This window comes from Fulvivirga sp. M361, assembly GCF_007097395.1.
Lineage (GTDB): Bacteria > Bacteroidota > Bacteroidia > Cytophagales > Cyclobacteriaceae > Fulvivirga.
The window spans coordinates 1-17,992 of the sequence record NZ_VKDC01000033.1 but is presented as its reverse complement, the minus strand read 5'-3'; the positions used below and the strand labels follow the sequence as shown (position 1 = coordinate 17,992).

General features: G+C 43.0%; 9 protein-coding genes. 3 read left to right on the top strand and 6 right to left on the bottom strand.

Going from position 1 to position 17,992, the window contains the following annotated elements; genetic code table 11:
* Position 1: 1 nt before the first annotated feature.
* On the bottom strand, positions 2-1,615 hold the full coding sequence (aceB, locus tag FNH22_RS24845; protein WP_255518154.1) for a malate synthase A: 1,614 nt from the start codon (positions 1,613-1,615) through the stop codon (positions 2-4).
* A 103-nt stretch (positions 1,616-1,718) separates the two neighbouring features.
* On the opposite strand from aceB, the gene FNH22_RS24840 reads away from it, so the two are divergent.
* Entirely contained in the window at positions 1,719-3,224 is a 1,506-nt protein-coding gene (locus tag FNH22_RS24840) for a helix-turn-helix domain-containing protein (protein ID WP_143401210.1), read from the top strand.
* Between the two features lie 233 nt (positions 3,225-3,457).
* Here FNH22_RS24840 and FNH22_RS24835 read toward each other — a convergent pair whose 3' ends face one another.
* Positions 3,458-3,832: a type II toxin-antitoxin system VapC family toxin gene (locus FNH22_RS24835; RefSeq protein ID WP_143401209.1), complete on the bottom strand. Its 375-nt coding sequence runs from the start codon at positions 3,830-3,832 to the stop codon at positions 3,458-3,460.
* A complete protein-coding gene (locus FNH22_RS32135; RefSeq protein WP_185154396.1) occupies positions 3,819-3,983 on the bottom strand; it encodes a hypothetical protein in 165 nt (54 codons plus the stop codon). Before FNH22_RS32135 ends, FNH22_RS24835 begins: the two co-directional genes overlap by 14 nt.
* Before the next feature lie 393 nt (positions 3,984-4,376).
* Here FNH22_RS32135 and FNH22_RS24830 point away from each other — a divergent pair, with 393 nt between their 5' ends.
* Both FNH22_RS24830 and FNH22_RS24825 read left to right on the top strand, forming a co-directional pair.
* Positions 4,377-4,730 carry a helix-turn-helix domain-containing protein gene (locus tag FNH22_RS24830; RefSeq protein ID WP_143401208.1) on the top strand — a complete coding sequence of 118 codons (354 nt, stop codon included), beginning with the start codon at positions 4,377-4,379 and terminating at the stop codon, positions 4,728-4,730.
* A 48-nt stretch (positions 4,731-4,778) separates the two neighbouring features.
* On the top strand, positions 4,779-5,195 hold the full coding sequence (locus tag FNH22_RS24825; RefSeq protein ID WP_143401207.1) for a hypothetical protein: 417 nt from the start codon (positions 4,779-4,781) through the stop codon (positions 5,193-5,195).
* Between the two features lie 431 nt (positions 5,196-5,626).
* Here FNH22_RS24825 and FNH22_RS24815 read toward each other — a convergent pair whose 3' ends face one another.
* The 3 genes from FNH22_RS24815 to FNH22_RS24805 all read right to left on the bottom strand — a co-directional run.
* A complete protein-coding gene (locus FNH22_RS24815) occupies positions 5,627-13,627 on the bottom strand; it encodes a DUF6443 domain-containing protein (RefSeq protein WP_143401205.1) in 8,001 nt (2,666 codons plus the stop codon).
* A 127-nt stretch (positions 13,628-13,754) separates the two neighbouring features.
* Entirely contained in the window at positions 13,755-17,153 is a 3,399-nt protein-coding gene (locus FNH22_RS24810) for an RHS repeat domain-containing protein (protein WP_143401204.1), read from the bottom strand.
* A gap of 258 nt (positions 17,154-17,411) precedes the next feature.
* A partial coding sequence (locus tag FNH22_RS24805; RefSeq protein ID WP_143401203.1) for a HEPN domain-containing protein occupies positions 17,412-17,992 on the bottom strand: 581 nt, incomplete at its 5' end.

The following is a 17,992-nucleotide window of genomic DNA, read 5'->3' as shown; positions in this document are numbered from 1 at the left end:
ATTAGTGGATTATTTGATACGCATTAAGTGTTAAAAATTCTTCAAAGTTTTCTGAGAGTACCAGTTGATCAAACAAGGCTATGGCTTTGCCGAATTGTCCGTTCTTATAATTCTCAGCTCCTATATATTCTTTTATCTTCTCTAATTCTTCGGCTTTTAGCTCTTGATAAAGGGCATTATCGATCAGCCTGCCATCTTCCAGGTGTGCTTTACTATTGATCCATTGCCATACCTGTGTGCGCGAGATCTCTGCCGTGGCGGCATCTTCCATCAGGTGATACAATGCCGCTGCGCCATTGCCTCTCAGCCAGCTTTCTATGTACAGGATACCTACATTAATGTTCGTTCTCAGTCCTTTTTCGGTGATGGTCCCAATGGGTTTTGCCACTAAGTCCTCTTCTGAAATGTAGATATCGTTCCTTTTGATATGGATCTGATTTTTCGTGGGCATCCAGTTGTCAAAAGTGTCTTTGGCTAATTTCACCAAACCGGGATGTGCTACCCAGGTGCCGTCATGGCCCATACGGACTTCTCTCATTTTATCCTTCCTTACTTTTTCAAGTGCAGCCTTATTCGCTTCAGGGTCAGATTTGATCGGGATCTGAGCTGCCATACCTCCCATGGCGTGGACCCCTCTTTTATGGCAGGCTTTGATCACGGCCAGTGAGTAAGCCTTCATAAAAGGCACTTCCATACTGATCTGTGCCCTGTCCGGCATCACATAACCTTCCTTATTGCGGAATTTTTTAATGAAAGAGAAAATGTAATCCCAACGTCCACAATTCAGCCCGGCGCTGTGCTCTTTCAACTCATATAGGATTTCGTGTAGCTCAAAGCTGGCCAGTATCGTTTCTATCAGTACCGTTGCTTTAATGCTGCCTTGAGGGATGCCCAGGTAATCTTGCGAAAACTTAAAGACATCATTCCACAGGCGTGCTTCCTCATAGCATTCCATTTTGGGTAAATAGAAGTAAGGGCCACTGCCTTTTTGCAGAAGTTTAGCGGCGTTATGGAAAAAATACAGGCCAAAATCTACCAGGCTTCCACTCATAGGTTCACCATCCACCAGGATGTGTTTTTCTTCCAGGTGCCAGCCACGTGGTCGTACAAAGAGTACGGCCGTCTCCGGGTTCAGAGTATATTCTTTTCCTGAAGCAGGGTGAGTATAAGCTATTGTGCCTGCAATGGCATCACTCAGATTAATTTGTCCCTGGATCGTATTTTCCCAGTTGGGGGTGTTGCTGTCTTCAAAATCGGCCATAAATACCTTCGCACCTGAATTCAGCGCGTTGATGATCATTTTACGCTCCACAGGTCCGGTGATCTCTACCCGCCGGTCTAAAATATCTTCGGGGATAGGAGCTACTGTCCAGTTCCCGTCCCGAATGGCCTTGGTTTCTGGTCTGAAGCCAGGCATTTTACCGCTATCGAGTTCCAGTTGCCGGTGTTCACGCGCTGACAGACGTTGTTTTCTTTCCGTATCGAAATTCATATGTAACACTTCCAGAAAAGCCAGTGCTTCAGGGGTGAGTACTTGAGCATAGGCCTCAGGCACCTCAGCAGTTATTCTGAGAGACGAGGCGGTTTCAGTGATATTGTTGTCGGTCTCCATCATTTTATCTGTCTTTTTTTGTCAATCTCATGCAATATAGAGAAAATTCTTTAATAGCGAAAATTCGCTAAAAGAAAATTTAGCATAAATTTTGATATCTTTGTTTATGACCAATGGTAATTTTCAACTCAAGCACATTTTTGGCCTGAAAATCCGTGACTTGCGGATGAGTAAAGACTTATCCTTCCAGGAATTATCAGAAAAGACGGGATTATCCGTTTCCTACCTCAGTGAGATTGAAAAGGGGAAAAAATATCCAAAAGGGGACAAAATACTGGCGCTGGCAGAGGCTTTAAAAGTGACCTATGATTACCTCGTCTCCCTGCGGGTATCCAAAAAGCTGGAGCCCATTATCAATTTGATGCAATCTGACTTTTTCAAAGAGTTCCCGTTAGAAACGTTCGGCCTTGATCCGCAAAAGGTCATCGAGTTGTTGTCCCAGGCCCCTGAAAAGATCAATGCCTTTATCACCTCTGTTATTACCATTGCGCGTAACTATGAAATGCGCGGGGAGCATTTTTATTTTGCTGCCTTACGCTCCTACCAGGAGTTACACGATAATTATTTTCCTGAAATAGAGGAAGCGGCCAGCCAATTTAGAAAAGAACATGGCGCATTACTGGCGGTTCCTGTCTCGGTTAACGCTTTGAAAGATATTCTGAATAAGACGTACGGTATTAAGCTGGACCGGCGTACACTTTCCACTTACGAATCATTGCGTGATCTGCGTTGCTACTATAATGCAAAAGAAAAGAAGGTCTTGCTAAATCAGGGGTTAACACGGGAGCAGGAAAGCTTTCTGCTTGGCCGCGAGATAGCTTTTCAATACCTGGACCTGGCACATCGCCCAATGGAAACGCCTCCCCAGCGAGGTGACAGTTTTGAAGCCATTCTCAGTAATTATAAGGCTTCTTACTTTTCTGCCGCATTAATTCTGCCGGAGGAGAAAATACTGAAAGACGTACATAAAGTGGCCGCTTCTCCTTCCCTGGATACCAGCATGATGGTGCGTTTGATTGATAAGTATCGTGCCACCCCGGAGATGTTGATGCAACGGTTGACGAATATGCTGCCAAAACATTTTAAGATCAAGAACCTCTTTTTCCTTCGGTTCGTAGGTACCGATAATTTCTCATTTTACAACCTGACTAAGGAGCTTCACCTGGCCCGGTTCCATAATCCGCATGCGAATGGCGTTAATGAACATTACTGTCGTAGATGGTTAGCCATACGTATGATCAAACAGCTGCGAACTTCTTCGCGAATCGGCAAAGCGAATGCGATCACGTCCGGCGCCCAGATCTCAAAGTATCATGGAACTGAGGATGATTACCTGTGCCTGTCACTGGCCTTTCCCAACGTGTCTAATCCGGCAGAAAGCATGAGCGTGACCATAGGCTTTTACATTGACGATGATCTCAGGAAAAAAGTAAGGTTTATCCAGGATCCAAAGATCAAATCCCGTGTTGTCAACACCACCTGCGAACGCTGCTCATGGACAGAATGTGAAGACCGTATAGCGCCACCGGTTCATGTAGAAAAAGAAGCCCGGCGAGAGGATATTTGGAAGGCCCTTGAGGAGATCAGAATGAAAGGTGAGGTAGTTAATTAGTGTTTTATGTTGTTTCTAAGCACAGCCACAAGTCAGGAATGTGGGCTTAGAGATATTGGATGTTCTTTGTGAAAGTAAATTTGGAATGGCTTACGCTTTGCTGAATGTGCTCTGCTAGAGGGTTGACCTCAACAAGATCTTCATATCTGCGAGGCGTCTCTTGAATTCAAGCGGGCGGATGCCCTATCCGGTTTTAGATTGTAGTACTGTGTTCATGTTATGACCAGTTAGGATTATTCCTTTTCGTAATAAATCACATTTACTTCTTCAACCTTGCTAAAATCACTATCTGAGCTTATGACAGGGATATTCAAATACTTTGAAGTGGCTAAAATAATACTGTCCGGTAATTTGATTTTACGCGACTGCTTGAGGTGGATCACTTCCTCTTTGATTTGATTATTGATATCGATGATAATGCAGTCCTCTAAAAAGTGTTTAACCTCTTGTTCTTCCTTTTTTGTGATACCTTGATAACCTAACAATTCCAATTGGGTAACAAACGAGATATACAGTTTCCGATTATATAATAAATCCGATAAAACTTCATCCCCTGACAGAAGATAAAGTACAATATTGGTATCTAATAACACACTATTCCCATTCATCCCTCAGTCGTTTCTGGATCACTAAAGGGTCTTCTTTTAGCTTGATTACACCACAATATTTGTGGGTATCAACACCTTTAGTTTTAAGGGCTTCTTTCAATAATTTGTCTATGATCTCTTTATCTGTTCCTTTTTTGATTACGGTCACCATGAGGTTGTCATTTTTTCAAAGATAACGGTTTCATTTTTATTTTAGTTTAATGAACGGGATACAGGCTGCGGGTCGTTATGCCAGTTTGACCAGGGCCACCTGACAGCAATCGTGCTTCAAACAACGAATTGTATAATTGGTGATTTTCTTGGAAATGACTTTTTTCTTCTGTCTGATGTTTCAATTTCTGCTATAAAAATATCGTCTCTTGAATTCAACCGGGCGGACGCCCTATCCGGTTTTAGATCGTAGCACCACTGCGTTCATGCTACGACCAGTTAGGGGAGGGGTTTCCGAGTTTTTACTTCTCGATATACTGTGGACTAGTTGGGAAGCTAACAATTTCATTTAATAGCCTTTTATGGTATTTTTGATGTCATAAGCGTATGAAGCATGAGTTCTTTTGGAGATAATTTAAAAGAGGCAAGGACAGAAAAAGTAGTATCACAAGGCCAGTTGGCCGATATGATGGGCATTCATCCAATCCATATTTCAAGATACGAGCGCAATCAAACTGTCCCTTCTATTGATGTGCTCAAAAAGATGGCAGATCTTTTGGAAGTATCTACTGATATATTCGTCTATGGTTCTCAGGAGGAAAAGGCCAAAGGTAAAATTCAGGATGCAGAGCTATTGACCATGTTTACTAAAGCTCAACCCTTAAGTGAAGAGGATCGCCAGTCTATCAAAGCCATGCTTAAGGCTTTTATTTTTCAAAGAGATCTGCAAAAACAACTATCTCTATAAGGGGCTAACCTTTAATATTTTGTTTTGTAATTTTAACTGGAAAACATAGTGAAGAAAATTTTACCTTTTTTTGTATTGTTTATTTGTAGCTGCACTAGTACTGATGACTTGAACCCTATTGTGGATCAATTTTTAACTAAGTATGAAAATGAGGGCAGTGACTCTGCAATAAACTATCTTTTCTCAACAAATAAGTCTATAGGAAAAGAACAAATAATAGAGGTTAAAACTAGTTTGTCTAAAGTTCTTGATCAATTAGGAAAATATCACGGCTATGATTTGCTAACCTCAAAAAAAGTTGATAATACCCTTCAACAATATAGCTTCTTAATGAAGTATGATCTACAGCCTATAAGATTTAAGATTACTTTATACAATCCAAAAAATGAATGGAGGGTGCAAAATTTTCAATATGACTCAGAGATAATAGATGAACTGGAGCAAGCATCAACTCTATCTAAATAGTTTTTATACCGCATTCACTTTATCATTCATCTTTCCCAGAGCATAGTCACTCCCCAAGCTGAATATAGATTTAAAGAAGTACTCCATTGGGGCCATAAAATAATAGTTAGATGAATTTTTAAAGCATATCCTATAAACGATGGGAGATAAAATCGTTTTCTCAATTTTGTGGAACTGAGACTTTTCAAACTGGTTCTTTCCAAAAATATTTCTAACCAAAAAAACTCTGGCGGTAAGTTGCACTTCACGAAGTTTCAAAAAGATAAAGATTACAGGACCCCAAAAAACAAAGCCTATTCCTAAAACATAAAATGTAGAACTAAGAACTCCACTCAATAACCAAATGCCTAGCGCTATTAGTACTATCATCAAAAAAATAAAAAGATTAAATCCTTGTATTATCAAGGTACTGTTATCACTTATCGCCATTACTAATCTCGTTCAACTTTCCTTTCGATTTTTAGTCCAAGCTGTAGTTCGCCTTCTACAACAAAACCCGCTCCAACTTTGCCTCCAAAAGCAGCCCCCCCTTTCAGAGATTGGGTTTCAAATTCTTCAGAGGATCCTGATTCTAAAGTAAATTTAGCTCCAACTCCAACTCCAACGGTCATACTGCCTGAAGATTTCTCTTTCACCACTTCCCCGTTTGAATTTTGTAAGCTTTCTTCCTTATACTCTCCTTCCACCAAATAACCTACGCTTCCTCCTTCAGTATATTTATCATTCCCATTTTCTAGCGTGTAATCAATATTGCCATCAGCACCAAACTCTCCCGTTTTTACATTTACAGTCAATTCTCCTTCTATTGATTCTATTTCTTTAGAGCCTAGATCTACATCAAAACCGACTCCTTTAATCTCACCGGCTATCCTAGGGCCAGTTGTCAATTTTCCTTCCGCCTTACCATAAAAACTTATCTCTAGATCATTAGCGTAAGATCTAACTTCCTGTACTATGGCCCTTCCAGTGTTAACTATGGCTTCATTGACCTTAGCAGCAACATAATTTTTAGCCTTTGTAGCTAGATTGGAAACAAACCCACCAAATATTCCATCACCCGGCATCATCCCATCTGGATCAACAAACCGGATCGGGTTGTCGAACGCATAATTGTAAGGGCTATGCCTTCGCATCAAATCCGCAGCAGGATCAACCATTAAGAATCGTCCTATTTGAGGATCATAGTACCTTGCTTGGTAATCATACACACCCCAGTCTAAAGCAGTCTGTAATTCAAAACCGTTGTACTTAAACTTATTTTTTTGAGCTGTAACACGTTGATACCCGTTCCCATGAGCCATTCCAAAGGGATAGTAGTTATCCGTCTGGATCACCGGATGCTCATTGACAGTTATTTTTAAATCATCAAAATACACTTCGGTCATCATACTACTCTCATTACTTACATACACCAGTATATATCCATTGCTAGGAGCCTGGAAGTTATCAACATGCAATCGATCATGGGCAGCTTTCACAGATGTATTAGGCTGCTGGGCTGCTGCATCTATCTGATCATAGGCAAAAGATACTGCACTGTCTAAACTGACCAACTCACCTTCCGGCAAGAACATCACATTCAAAAAGGCCATAGGAGCATCACTATCTTCAGGAGCAAACCCCGTAGTACCGATCAAAGCACCCGATTGGAAGTTATTATGAATGCTTTGGTTGCCTAACTCATTGACATAACCTGTGCCTCCTGTAAAGGCAGTGACTAACAGGTTAGCCAAAGCCAATGCCCCACTGTTGTTGCCATTGCCTGAGTTATCTTTGTATTTCGCAAAGACTTCTGCATGTAAGGTGTCTCCCATACCTACAGGGATAGCGATCACCGAACCGATCTGAGAGTTTAATCCTCCTGTTAGTAGTTGAGTGTACGTGTATATTGTTCCTGTTGCATCGGTATGGTCGAACAGGTCATTGGAAGTAAGGGTCGTGTGATCTACCTTTTCAAACAAGCCCAGATCATCAGGCACTGCCGGGTTGTTTTCATAGTTCGCTGTGAACTCAATCGTTTTGGGTTTCGTCGTAAACGTCACTCGGGTATTGCCCAAATGGTCTTTGAGGTGGTACTGGTATTCAGGCACCTCCGTAACCGGATCAAACACAATCCTCCCCTCTTCATGCTGGATCAAGGCTATCTCCCCATCTTCATAAATAAACTCGCCTATATAATCTGTTGTCTTCACCGGTTCTACTGTGCTTACTTCGATATCCTTAAGGTAAAATAAATCGTCCGTGACACTATTAGCCCCCGTGAAGATCTGATTTCCCCCGGATACCATGTGAAAATACACAAATCCGTCGTTTGTATTCTCCACATCGTCCAGGAAATATTCGATATCTAACCATTGATCGGTAGCGGTATAGATCGCACTGTTGTAAGCTCCTATCCCTATTTGTACACCGTCTACATTCGTGTTCCCGGAAGGCAGGTACAGTTTTGCTTTCACCCGTACCCGCTTTCCCTGAAGCGGTTCCATGTACTTGAGCAGACGGTGTAAGCTGTTTTGGCCTCCGGCATATACTCTTAACACATTACTTTCTCCTCCTATGGGTCCGCTTATCACACTTCTGAAGGTATTGGAGGGACTCCACAAGATCAATTCACTTGGGGTAAAGGACTGGTCTTGCAATACCGTCTCGTGTACTTCCTGTTTCAGCTTAATACCTCCCGCATCGTAGGTATAATAGATCAGTTGGCCGTCTGTTTTTTCAACCGTTTCAGGTAAGTTTAGATGATTATAGCTGATAGCGGTGATGTCCTTGTTCAGGTCCTGGGTCATGTTGCCGTTAGCGTCGTAGCCGTAATCATTTCCCGTAGTATTGCCATCCCGAAAACCTGCTGTGTCTCCGGCGTCAGTAACTGCTAATAATTGATTGCTCCTGGCACTTCCTGTACCATAGTTATAGGTCAACACATCCATACCTGCTCCTGAGGTTCCCCCCCGGCTAAGGGCTTTAATATTCCCATTCAGGTCATAGCCGGAGTTCACTCCATCCCGGATGCTGACGTCAAAAGCAGGGCCGTTGGTCTGTCCCACAATGCTGTGGTCTGCATCAATAAGCCGGTTCATGGGATCGTAATCGTAAGCATAGGCTTTGGTACGCTGCCCTAATCGATCACTCCATTTCGCTCCGCTGATGTTGCCATTGTATGAAGGTACAGCATTTACTCCTGTCAACTGTGTGTTGTATCCAAGTTCCATTCCCCAGTAATCGGTGTTTTGGTTGGTGTCGTCATTAACAGTTGTGCTGGTCAATGCTGCATTATTGATATTCGTAAGCCACCCTCTGATATTGTACCGGTAATCTACACTTTGGGCAAAATCGGTCCCCCCGGGCTCCTGGTGTAAATTCTTCTCGATCAGCTCGCCTAATTCATTGTATTCGTTATGGGCCAGTAATATGGGGGCTCCCATGAACTGCACATTGTTAATTCGGTCGCCCTGGTTGTAAAGTGAAAAATCTCCGATCAGCGCTGAAGTGGAAGAGAGGGTTGAGGTATGGAGCTCTTGTTCATTACGGTAATACCTGATCGTCTCCCCTTCCCGGGCTACTTTTAAAATATCCCCTTCTTCATAATAGGCTTTGATTCCCCGGCTCGTACCACCTTCATAGACTACAATCCGTTGGTCTATCGGATTCGTTAGTAGCGCATAATCTATGGATTGATAATCTGTGCCGGTATTTACATCGCTTAACCCAAACAGAACGTAATTATCTCCGATCACTTCCATCGAGATCCAGCCTTCCTTGTTCGCAGGGATGGTATTGACCGTAGCCGCACCGGCATTGTAACCGGCTGCAAGGGTGGTCTTTACCATCGAATTCCCCTGCACTTCGACACCTACTACATCGGTAAAGGAAGCATGTTCGGGGACACTGTGCCAGGTATTGATCAGTCGTTCGGCGTGGTCGTAGTCAAACTGACGGGTGATCGGGAAGTTCTTTTCCTTAGGATGCAATAACCCAAAAGAGCAGTACAGGTCTGACATCGCTGCACCTGCCGTGGAAAGTGAAACATCCACGATCAGGTCTGTGGCAGAAGATGTGGTGGAGGTGTAAAATGGGGTACCGTTATGAAGGTAGGTAACCTGGGTCCCATTGCGTTCCACACGGAAATCATCCCCTACCTGGTAGGTGCCAAAGGAATTGATGAGTACGCCTTTTTCATAGACCACGATCTGGCCATTGGCTTGTAAAGAAAGGGCATATTCGATCGAATTGAAGGCTATGCTCATGTCCTGCCGGGAGAGTCCTACCATAAGGGCCTTATCGGTGAACATACTCTTAAACGAGACCCATCCGTCATACCCGGCGGCCAGTCGGTTCACTGAGGAAGCTCCGCCATTCCAACCGCCTACGGCATCTTTGGTCAGGGTGTCATAGGACTGGGTTACCCGGGATAGTCCGGTCCACAGGATGTCATAGGGTGCGGTAGCCTGCCGGACGAAGGAAAAGGAACAGTCCAGGTAGGCTAATTCGGAACCGGCTGCTAACCAGGTGTCAATCACCAATGCTCCGGTAGTGGCAGTGCTAAAGGTATGCACCAGCACGTCATTCTGGTAAACTTTCACACTACCGCCTTCCCGCGACAGTTTGATCACGTCTCCCAGCTCAAGCGATCCGACAACCACCCACTGGCTGACCGGTTCGAATACCCGGAGAACATCATTGTAGAGGTTGACCGGGTAGTCAATGTCTGCTACGCTGGTGTTCAGGTCATTATCATTCAACCCAAAAACACGGCTCCCGGTTAGGCTGGTCACTACAGTACTGACCCAGCCATCCTGGTCTTCATCCAATGTATTGACCGAGGAAAATCCTGAGCTGCTGGCCAGCCCGGTGAAAATACTATTGACCTCCCGGACACTTTTTCGGTTACGCCACAGGATGGGTTCCGGGGTAGTATGCTTGGTTTTACTTTCCAGCACCTTACCCACAAAGTCATAGGTATTGGTCATACAGTCTGACCCCCCCAGGTGGTTGTCATTTATGGCCTGGATCACCCGGTAGCGATCGTCATAATAGGTGATGTTACGCAGCCATTGCCTGCTCCCCAGTATCCGGGTCATGGTACCGGTCACCTGACCTTTGACTCCATCAAAGTAGGTGCTATGTGCCTCACTGGGCTTAAACTGGTATTCCGAAAGGCTGGCATGATGAAAGGTATAATCATCGTAGTAAGTGATCGTCAGGTAGTCCTCTTCTTTACTGGTAAAAGGGAAGCTATAATTAGAATAACCGAACATCGTTCCTGTATCTTCATGCGTAGCCTTAGGAAAGTATAACTCGGTGTTATTGGAGTGTACTACAGTGCTAACTTTTATTGATCCGTTTGAAGCTACAGAAGAGGTGTGCAGAAGCTCTCCGTTTCTTTTGTAGTATACCACCCCATTGACACGTTCTATGGACAGCAGATCCCCTACGTCATACGCTCCGCTTGGTAATGAATAGACTGAGGTTGGTCCTTCATAGATGGCCAGAGCACCGGTTACCTGAACGTAAATGGAATGATCAATATCGTTGTATACCGTATTGTCGCTGGAGTCATCAAATCCAAACCTGAATCCCTTGTCGGTTTGTTGGGCTTCTATCATTATCATGGCATCTTCTCCGGCACCGGCAATAGGTAAAGAAGCCAGTATGGCATTGCCCCATGAATCCGTTGCGGTTTTGGTAAATCGCTGATCCCCGTTAAACACCACACCTGAATGTGTGTCCCAGCTAAAATCGTTGGTAGCAAAATGTCGATCAACGGTTTGCTGTAAGACCGTTCTACTCCCTGAATCGTGGAGGGTACCGGTGCTTATAGTGCGGTTCAAAACATCATACTTGGTAAACAGCCACTCATCTTTACTTCGCTGATTGCCATCTTGTGTCAAAACAGGCAGATCAAGCTCATTAAAGATGGTATATTCCCAACCTTTTCCTGGAAGCTTCCTGGCAAATGCACGATTTCGGTGATCATACCTATACTGGTAGCATAATTTCGAAAGTTCTTCCTGGCTCACTCCATCATTGACATCTACCTTGGGTGGCAGAACGAAGCTAAGATTACCGAAATCGTCGTAGACATAGTAAGTGTTGAGTACTTCGCTTGCATTGTAGGTGCGTTTTAATATTAAACGGCCTAATTTATCTTTATACTCTCTGGTAGTATGATTATCTATATAGGCCTGTCCGGGTTGCCAATTTTCATCTTTGATTATGGTTGCGTAAAGTTCATTTGCATTATAATTCCCGTTTTTGACCAAAACGGGGGACGAAGTATCACCACTATTTGGAAAATCAACAGAAAAGAATACTACTTCGCTAGCCCCATTGCTATTCCTATCAAATTTTATTGTATGATCTGTATTAACAACGGGATCCGCTTTCCAGGTTTTCCCAGGAGCAGCCTTTTCCAGTACCCGGTCAAGAGGAGAGGCTTCATAAATACTTTCTGAATACGCATTTACGTCAGCAAGAGCTACTCCGGGAAAGTCATCACTATGGCGGTTCTTGTAATATTGATGGATATCTTCAGTGATATTTATCGTTTTATAACTTCCAGCCAGGGTGCCGGACGCAAACGGTAAATACATTTTTGCCTGCCTGCCATATTGATCATGTTCGATATGAGTTACTATGTCTGCTGGTTTTCCCTGTTGATCATTAATAAGATCAGATAATAAAGTTTCATTCCCATCTGATCTTTGCACGATCGGGTTCCAAAAAAACTGATTAGTGCTGAGATCGGTACTGTAATCCAGGTAACTTCTGAACCGGGCTGTGGTAGTATTGCTATTCCACTTAAATTCGGTTCCATCCAGTACCTTGTTTCCTTGTTGGTCATATACTCCACTAATCCCTTGATCCTCTCCGGCATAATCGTAGGGATAAATGATCCCTACGATCAGGTACCAGGTGTCAAGCTGTGGCAGATCTCCATACCAGAAATAGGGATTGCTTTGTACTGTTCCTGCAAGATTACTGACGTTATTGGTTCCATGATAGGTAGTTCCATTTTGAGAGCCTGTACGTTTTACCCAAACTGTATATCGATATCCCGTACTTTTGTCTACATTGAAGTAATCAGTGTTCCATCCTCCGTCAGCATTACTTTCAATATCATTACCACATTTCCAAAGCAAAGAAAGTCCACCACTGGGATCCACCCCCGTTAACCTATTGTTTTCACTGGCACTACCATTTTGGTTGAAGAAAGGAGCACTACCTGTGCCTGCGCTCCAGTCCATGGACAGTTCGTTGACGTAATTTTCAGCATCAATTCCGCCTGCCGCAGTTTCGATTTTTTGTTTTGGACGTCCCAGCGCATCGTAGTAGTTTACAACTTCCACAACCTCTTTGCTATATTTCACTGTTTGTGTAGTCGTGGGCACCTGGTATTGCCTGATATACACATAATTTTCATCAGATAATGAAAGATCATAAGGTGTAAAAAGGCATCCCTCCACTTCTCCGTACTCTTCGGGACACCTGTCAAGATTATTATCTACATACCCGGCAGGCTGTGAACAGGCATTTTGCGTCACATTGGGATCACCAAAGGCATCTCCATCCGTATCGGCATACCAAAGTGTCGGTTGTTGTATTGAATAGTTTATAGCTCTCGCAGTACTCCAACAGTCAGTGTTGTTCCACTTGGCCCTTAGGTAATAGGTACTGCCGGTAGTACGAGTAACAGAAGCACTGGAATTTGACGTACTGGTTCCTGAGACGCTGCTCTGCCAGTACCATGTGATCGCGCTGGGAGGATTACCACGAGTCAATAGGCTGCTGCCACAATTATTGGTTACGGACGCAGGTGAAGGGACGGCAGGAATAGGCTTTATGTTGACTACCAAGTACGAAGAGCTGACGCTCCATAATCCAGAAATATCATGTCTTGCCCTTAGATAAACTGTTTGTGAACTCGAAACTGTAATGCTAGAGCTGGAATCTGAGGTACTTGTTCCATTGGGTTGTGTTTGCCAGTACCAGGTAACATTTTCAGGGATACTTCCAGTCTTTTTCACAACTGCATCTCCACAGCCATCCAAAGGCCTGTAAGGAGCATTTGGAGTATAGGGCACTGGATTGGGATCAACTACAGTGACAATCAGATCTATAACATAGGTGTTGGAACTTCCATAGAACTCTGCATACAAATAATTTTCCCCTGGTTCGTCCCATTTAATATCCACACTATACGAATTCTCACTGATAATTATACCTGTCGGATCCCAAGTATAGGAATTGATCGGTTCCGGAAAATTTGGAATATAATAATGATATGTCCCATTAAGATCAACGTTGGTTGGACCAACTATGTCAAGACTTTGTCCATAGACAAGGTTATGAACAATCAATATTAATATTAGTATGGGTAAACGTTTGTTGAAGTCAACAATTGAATTAAAAAAAGTAAACCTTAATTTCATAACTTAACTTCTTTTTTCTATTGTCTTAAGTGATATATAATATCAATTTACTTCCTACGAATGCTCACATCCTGTTTAATTAATCTGCACATCCATGATTTCATGTTTGCATTTATTTTCCCGGCCCTTACTTGGTCTGCCCCGCGTAGTGATATTCGTAGCTATATACAAGATTGTTATCCCTGTCACGCACTTCTTTAAGCCGTTTGAATTCATCGTAATGATAGTGCGTAGTATAACCTCCCGGGTCAGTCATACTGGCAACCCCTACAAGAGGATGATAAGTGTAGGTAGTTACCATAGTTGCTTCGGGAAGCAGATCTCTGAGTTGATCCAATTGTGTTAAATTGGATTCATCAAAATTTTTAAGGGTTGTGATGCTATTGACACCTGGGAGAACATCAACAATATCCTGGTAGCTGGCATTTTCTATTTTAGCGATAAGGTATTGTTTGTTATAGCCCCAGAAATAGGAAGTAGTCGGAGCATGCTCACGAGTCACTTCAATAGGATTTGACTTTGAATCGTAAACGATATCATGGACAATGGGGGTGGAAGATGGTTTGCTTTTTTCAACTATTCTACCGGGAACTATGTGATTTTCCTGGGTATTGTAATGGTTTTCTTTTGAAAAGATCGAACTCCCATTATAGTTTCGGGTTTCGTACAGTACCTGTCCCTTCATCTTATTGGTAAGGAGAAGGTCGCTACCGTATTGAGGATTACCCTGGGGAAAATCTGTAGGGTACAAGTATGACGTTATATGATTTTTTCCGTGGCTGTTGTGCCTGGTCACTTGTGCAATTTGCCTGTTGCTTGTGTTGTGCTCGTAAGATGTAGCCTTCGTAATTGTAGGGCTTCCTCCTTCATCGTATACAGTAATTCCGGTCGATGCTAATCTCCAATATCCGCTAGATCTTACCTGATAAGAAGAAAATATTGGCAAAACACCTCCTCCTTCCAGTGGAACAGCATAAAACTTAACTCCCACATGGTAAATACTTTCGCCTTCATCGTAATCATATGAATTATACTCTGATCGAACGATTGTATTTCCGTTGTTGTAATATTTTTTGTGACGCAAGCTTCCGTTCCCGGGGTGGGAAATCAGTGGCATTTGGGGTAATTCCTGAGGGCCAGTATACTGATCAACATTATTTTCAAATTCATAAATGATGTACCCTCCATCCGGCTCCATGGTTTCCTTAACACTGGAGTATCCTATATAACTGCCCTGTGCAGCTGAACTTAGCAACCTGTAGCTATCCGAAGATGCATTGACATAGCCGCCGATAGAACAATAGATATGACCATAACTATTTACTCCAAACACCTTTTTGTTGTTTATGGACGGAGGTACTACAAAGTAGCTCGGTTTGGACATGATCAAGCCAGAGGTTTCAGCAGGGTTATTGGTTTTTGTATACTCATAGGTTTTGATGATACTGTTTGCCCCTGGGTTCATTTCCGTTCTTTTAACCCGCAGACCACCTCCCTTTTGATTTGGATTATTTGGTATGCTCACATTAGCCTTGTAGGTGGCATCGGCATAGATCTCAAGCCCCGCCATTTCAGATCTTACTTTTAACCTATACCATCCTGCCTGTAGTTTTACCTTATCGAGGTTGTGGTAACGATCGTCCCGGTTCGAAGAATAATAGTACTCGCCTGAAACACCACCTTCACAGCCGTAGACAGCATCAGAAGGATCGGGATACAGGATGTTTAGTCTTATTTGACCTGCCGCCGAACCAGGGCCATCAATTTCATTCAACCAAACCATGCCCAAAAATGATCCGGGTAAAATCATACCATCATTACAATCAACCGGGTTTGCAATACCATCAAAAGTGAAGCTAACCTCAATCTCATTGGAAAAGGGGCTGTTTTGGATCATCTCTGTGGTAACTTCAAAATCCAAAATCACCTCAGGGTCATTATAATCACAGAAATCAGGTCCTAAAGTACAGGCATATATGGGATCAAATAAAGATTTGTTTTGTACCACCGTAGTGGGTGGGGATAGGCTGAAGAATTCATTGGCTTCATATTCGTAGGTATGTATGCCTCCAGTCGGGAATTCAATTTGATATAACGTGAAAATTTTGGCATAATCGATATCAGGCTCCCTGTTTGCTCCCAGGAAAGAATTACCCAGTCCATCAAAATAGTTGGGGATCAATGTCCCGTTAGTGTTCCCGTTTCTACCCCAATCGGGGATCGTTTCATTGTTCTTACCATTGTAATACCCCCAATGATCTATATTCCTGGACGTTTTCTTAGGAATGGATATATTGTCAATATAGGCAAATTTATAAGGCGGTATTGCTCCGCCTTCCGGACTGATCTCCTGTATGCTGTCCAGGCGAAGACGCAAAAATCTTGTATCCGTATCTGTCGGGTTTCTTTTAAAATAACTCTGGTAGAGTTTATACTTTTTTATCAAATCGTCATTGGAGTTGTAGATCAAAATTTCATCAAGTTTCTGAGGTGGTAGGTACCCCGGATTCAATACTGGGTCCAGATCTAAACGCTGACTTTTTAAAAACTCCATGTAACCATTTGAAAATGTTATTTTCTTTAGGTAAATGTGGTCCGTTACAGTTGATGAAGCCGTATGATTATTAATGATCAGTGAAGGGTTTTGACAATTCGCATCAGGAGCACCGCATTCAGTATAGCAGTAAACAATAGGTCTAGGAGAAACAGATCGTGTACTACTTTGGGATTTTCTTAACTGGCTTTTACTTCTGTATAGGGAAATATTATTCGCCGTAACAACGTCATATTCGAAGTTTATTTCTTCCCCGTTGAGCAGAATAATTTTATCCAGGTACCAAGAGCTTGTTACGGGATCAAGACTCATCCCGACAGTAGCATCATCAGGAAGATAAGTCGCAGAGGAAATGGTGTTGGTATCTGTAATCTCCTTTGTACCAAAAATATATTTGACTCCCATGACGTCTGTCACTTCCCACTTGTCAGTGTTTCGATGATATTCGATGTCCAAGTGATCATCTCCCTGTTGATCAAATACAGGTTTTTCTATGGTCTTGGGAGGACATCCATAACAATTCTTAAAGAAAAATTTACCTGAATTCCCCAAAAAGCTAAAGTAGAACATATCAGGCTCGGGATCATAATAGCCCAGAACTGCTGCTCCCATGATACTGGGCCAGTTAGGGTCATCATAAAAAACAGAATCAATATCATTCAGCCCTGTGACCGGTATTTGCCTTGATCTGATAAATCCTGTCTTCACGGTTATTTCAAAGTCATTAACTCCTCTTATCGTTCTGGAGATCACCCCTCCTGTATTTAAGGCCCAACCTAAACCCGTCCAACTGGCCTCTTCAGCGACCCGAATTCCGGAGGCATTGTAGCTTAGTGAGATTGGAATCTGTAGATTGTTATCTTCAATAGTGTATATAGGTACTGAAATCTGTGGTGTTCCGGTATACGTACCTATGGGCATATCCACATGTTTAGTCAGTGCCGCTGCTCTATCAATCGCTCGTGTATCCAAAAAAGATAAAAACAGTCGCTATGCCTTTGGCAAGTGACGGCTATTGGGAAGGCCTCTGGCCGTTTCGTCTCACATTACACCTAAATATCTTGGTGGCGCAAGAAATGGCTTCTTCTGGAGCGCATTTAGCAAATCGTAATGCGTTCCCCTTTTCCTCGTATGACCGAGCATTGTAGCATTATAATGCGGATACTTTTGACGAATTGATTTTGATTAGGATTTAAAGAGCCATATCTAAGTTTACCTCATTAACAATTTTTACACCTCCCCTTTCCCAATCTCCCCGATCTTTTCCCTGCAAAGCTTCTCCGTAAGCTCTTTTAGCTGTTCCACCTTATCCGCCAGGTAATCTAACTCCACTTTAGAAATACTGTACTCATCCATCTTATACCGGGCATCTACGTACGCACGACGGAGTAACTCAAAAAGCTGTTTTTCCTGATCCGTGGAGGAGGGGAATACTGCAAAGCGAGGGTCACAGTTTTTCACTCGCAGGTCCAGCCGCTCCAGGTCATGCTCTTTGGGGCGGTAGTCTGTATAGACCAGCAGTATGGTTGTATATAAACGTTCAGTGACTTGATGAAGCAGAAACGCTGCGTTATGAAAGTAACTTTTGTCATATGCTAATTGATAAAATTCTAAGAACTCATTAGCACTCGTAAACCACTGATCAAAATACCCCTGAGCCTTTTGCCGGGCCTCTTCCGCGGTGAGTTTCTTAGGGTTTTGCAAGTGTACCTTGCCGGTATCATACAGTACAATGCCTTCCTTTTTAATGTCCTTGAAGAAGTAGTTGCCCTGCATCAGGGACTGGTTCAGGTGCTTGCCGGAGTGGAAGA

Excerpts from the sequence above, each read along its gene's own strand:
- FNH22_RS24835 (WP_143401209.1), bottom strand. The coding sequence starts at position 3,832 with ATGAATGGGAATAGTGTGTTATTAGATACCAATATTGTACTTTATCTT.
- FNH22_RS24840 (WP_143401210.1), top strand. The coding sequence starts at position 1,719 with ATGACCAATGGTAATTTTCAACTCAAGCACATTTTTGGCCTGAAAATC.
- aceB (WP_255518154.1), bottom strand. The coding sequence starts at position 1,615 with ATGATGGAGACCGACAACAATATCACTGAAACCGCCTCGTCTCTCAGA.
- FNH22_RS24830 (WP_143401208.1), top strand. The coding sequence starts at position 4,377 with ATGAGTTCTTTTGGAGATAATTTAAAAGAGGCAAGGACAGAAAAAGTA.
- FNH22_RS32135 (WP_185154396.1), bottom strand. The coding sequence starts at position 3,983 with ATGGTGACCGTAATCAAAAAAGGAACAGATAAAGAGATCATAGACAAA.
- FNH22_RS24815 (WP_143401205.1), bottom strand. The coding sequence starts at position 13,627 with ATGAAATTAAGGTTTACTTTTTTTAATTCAATTGTTGACTTCAACAAA.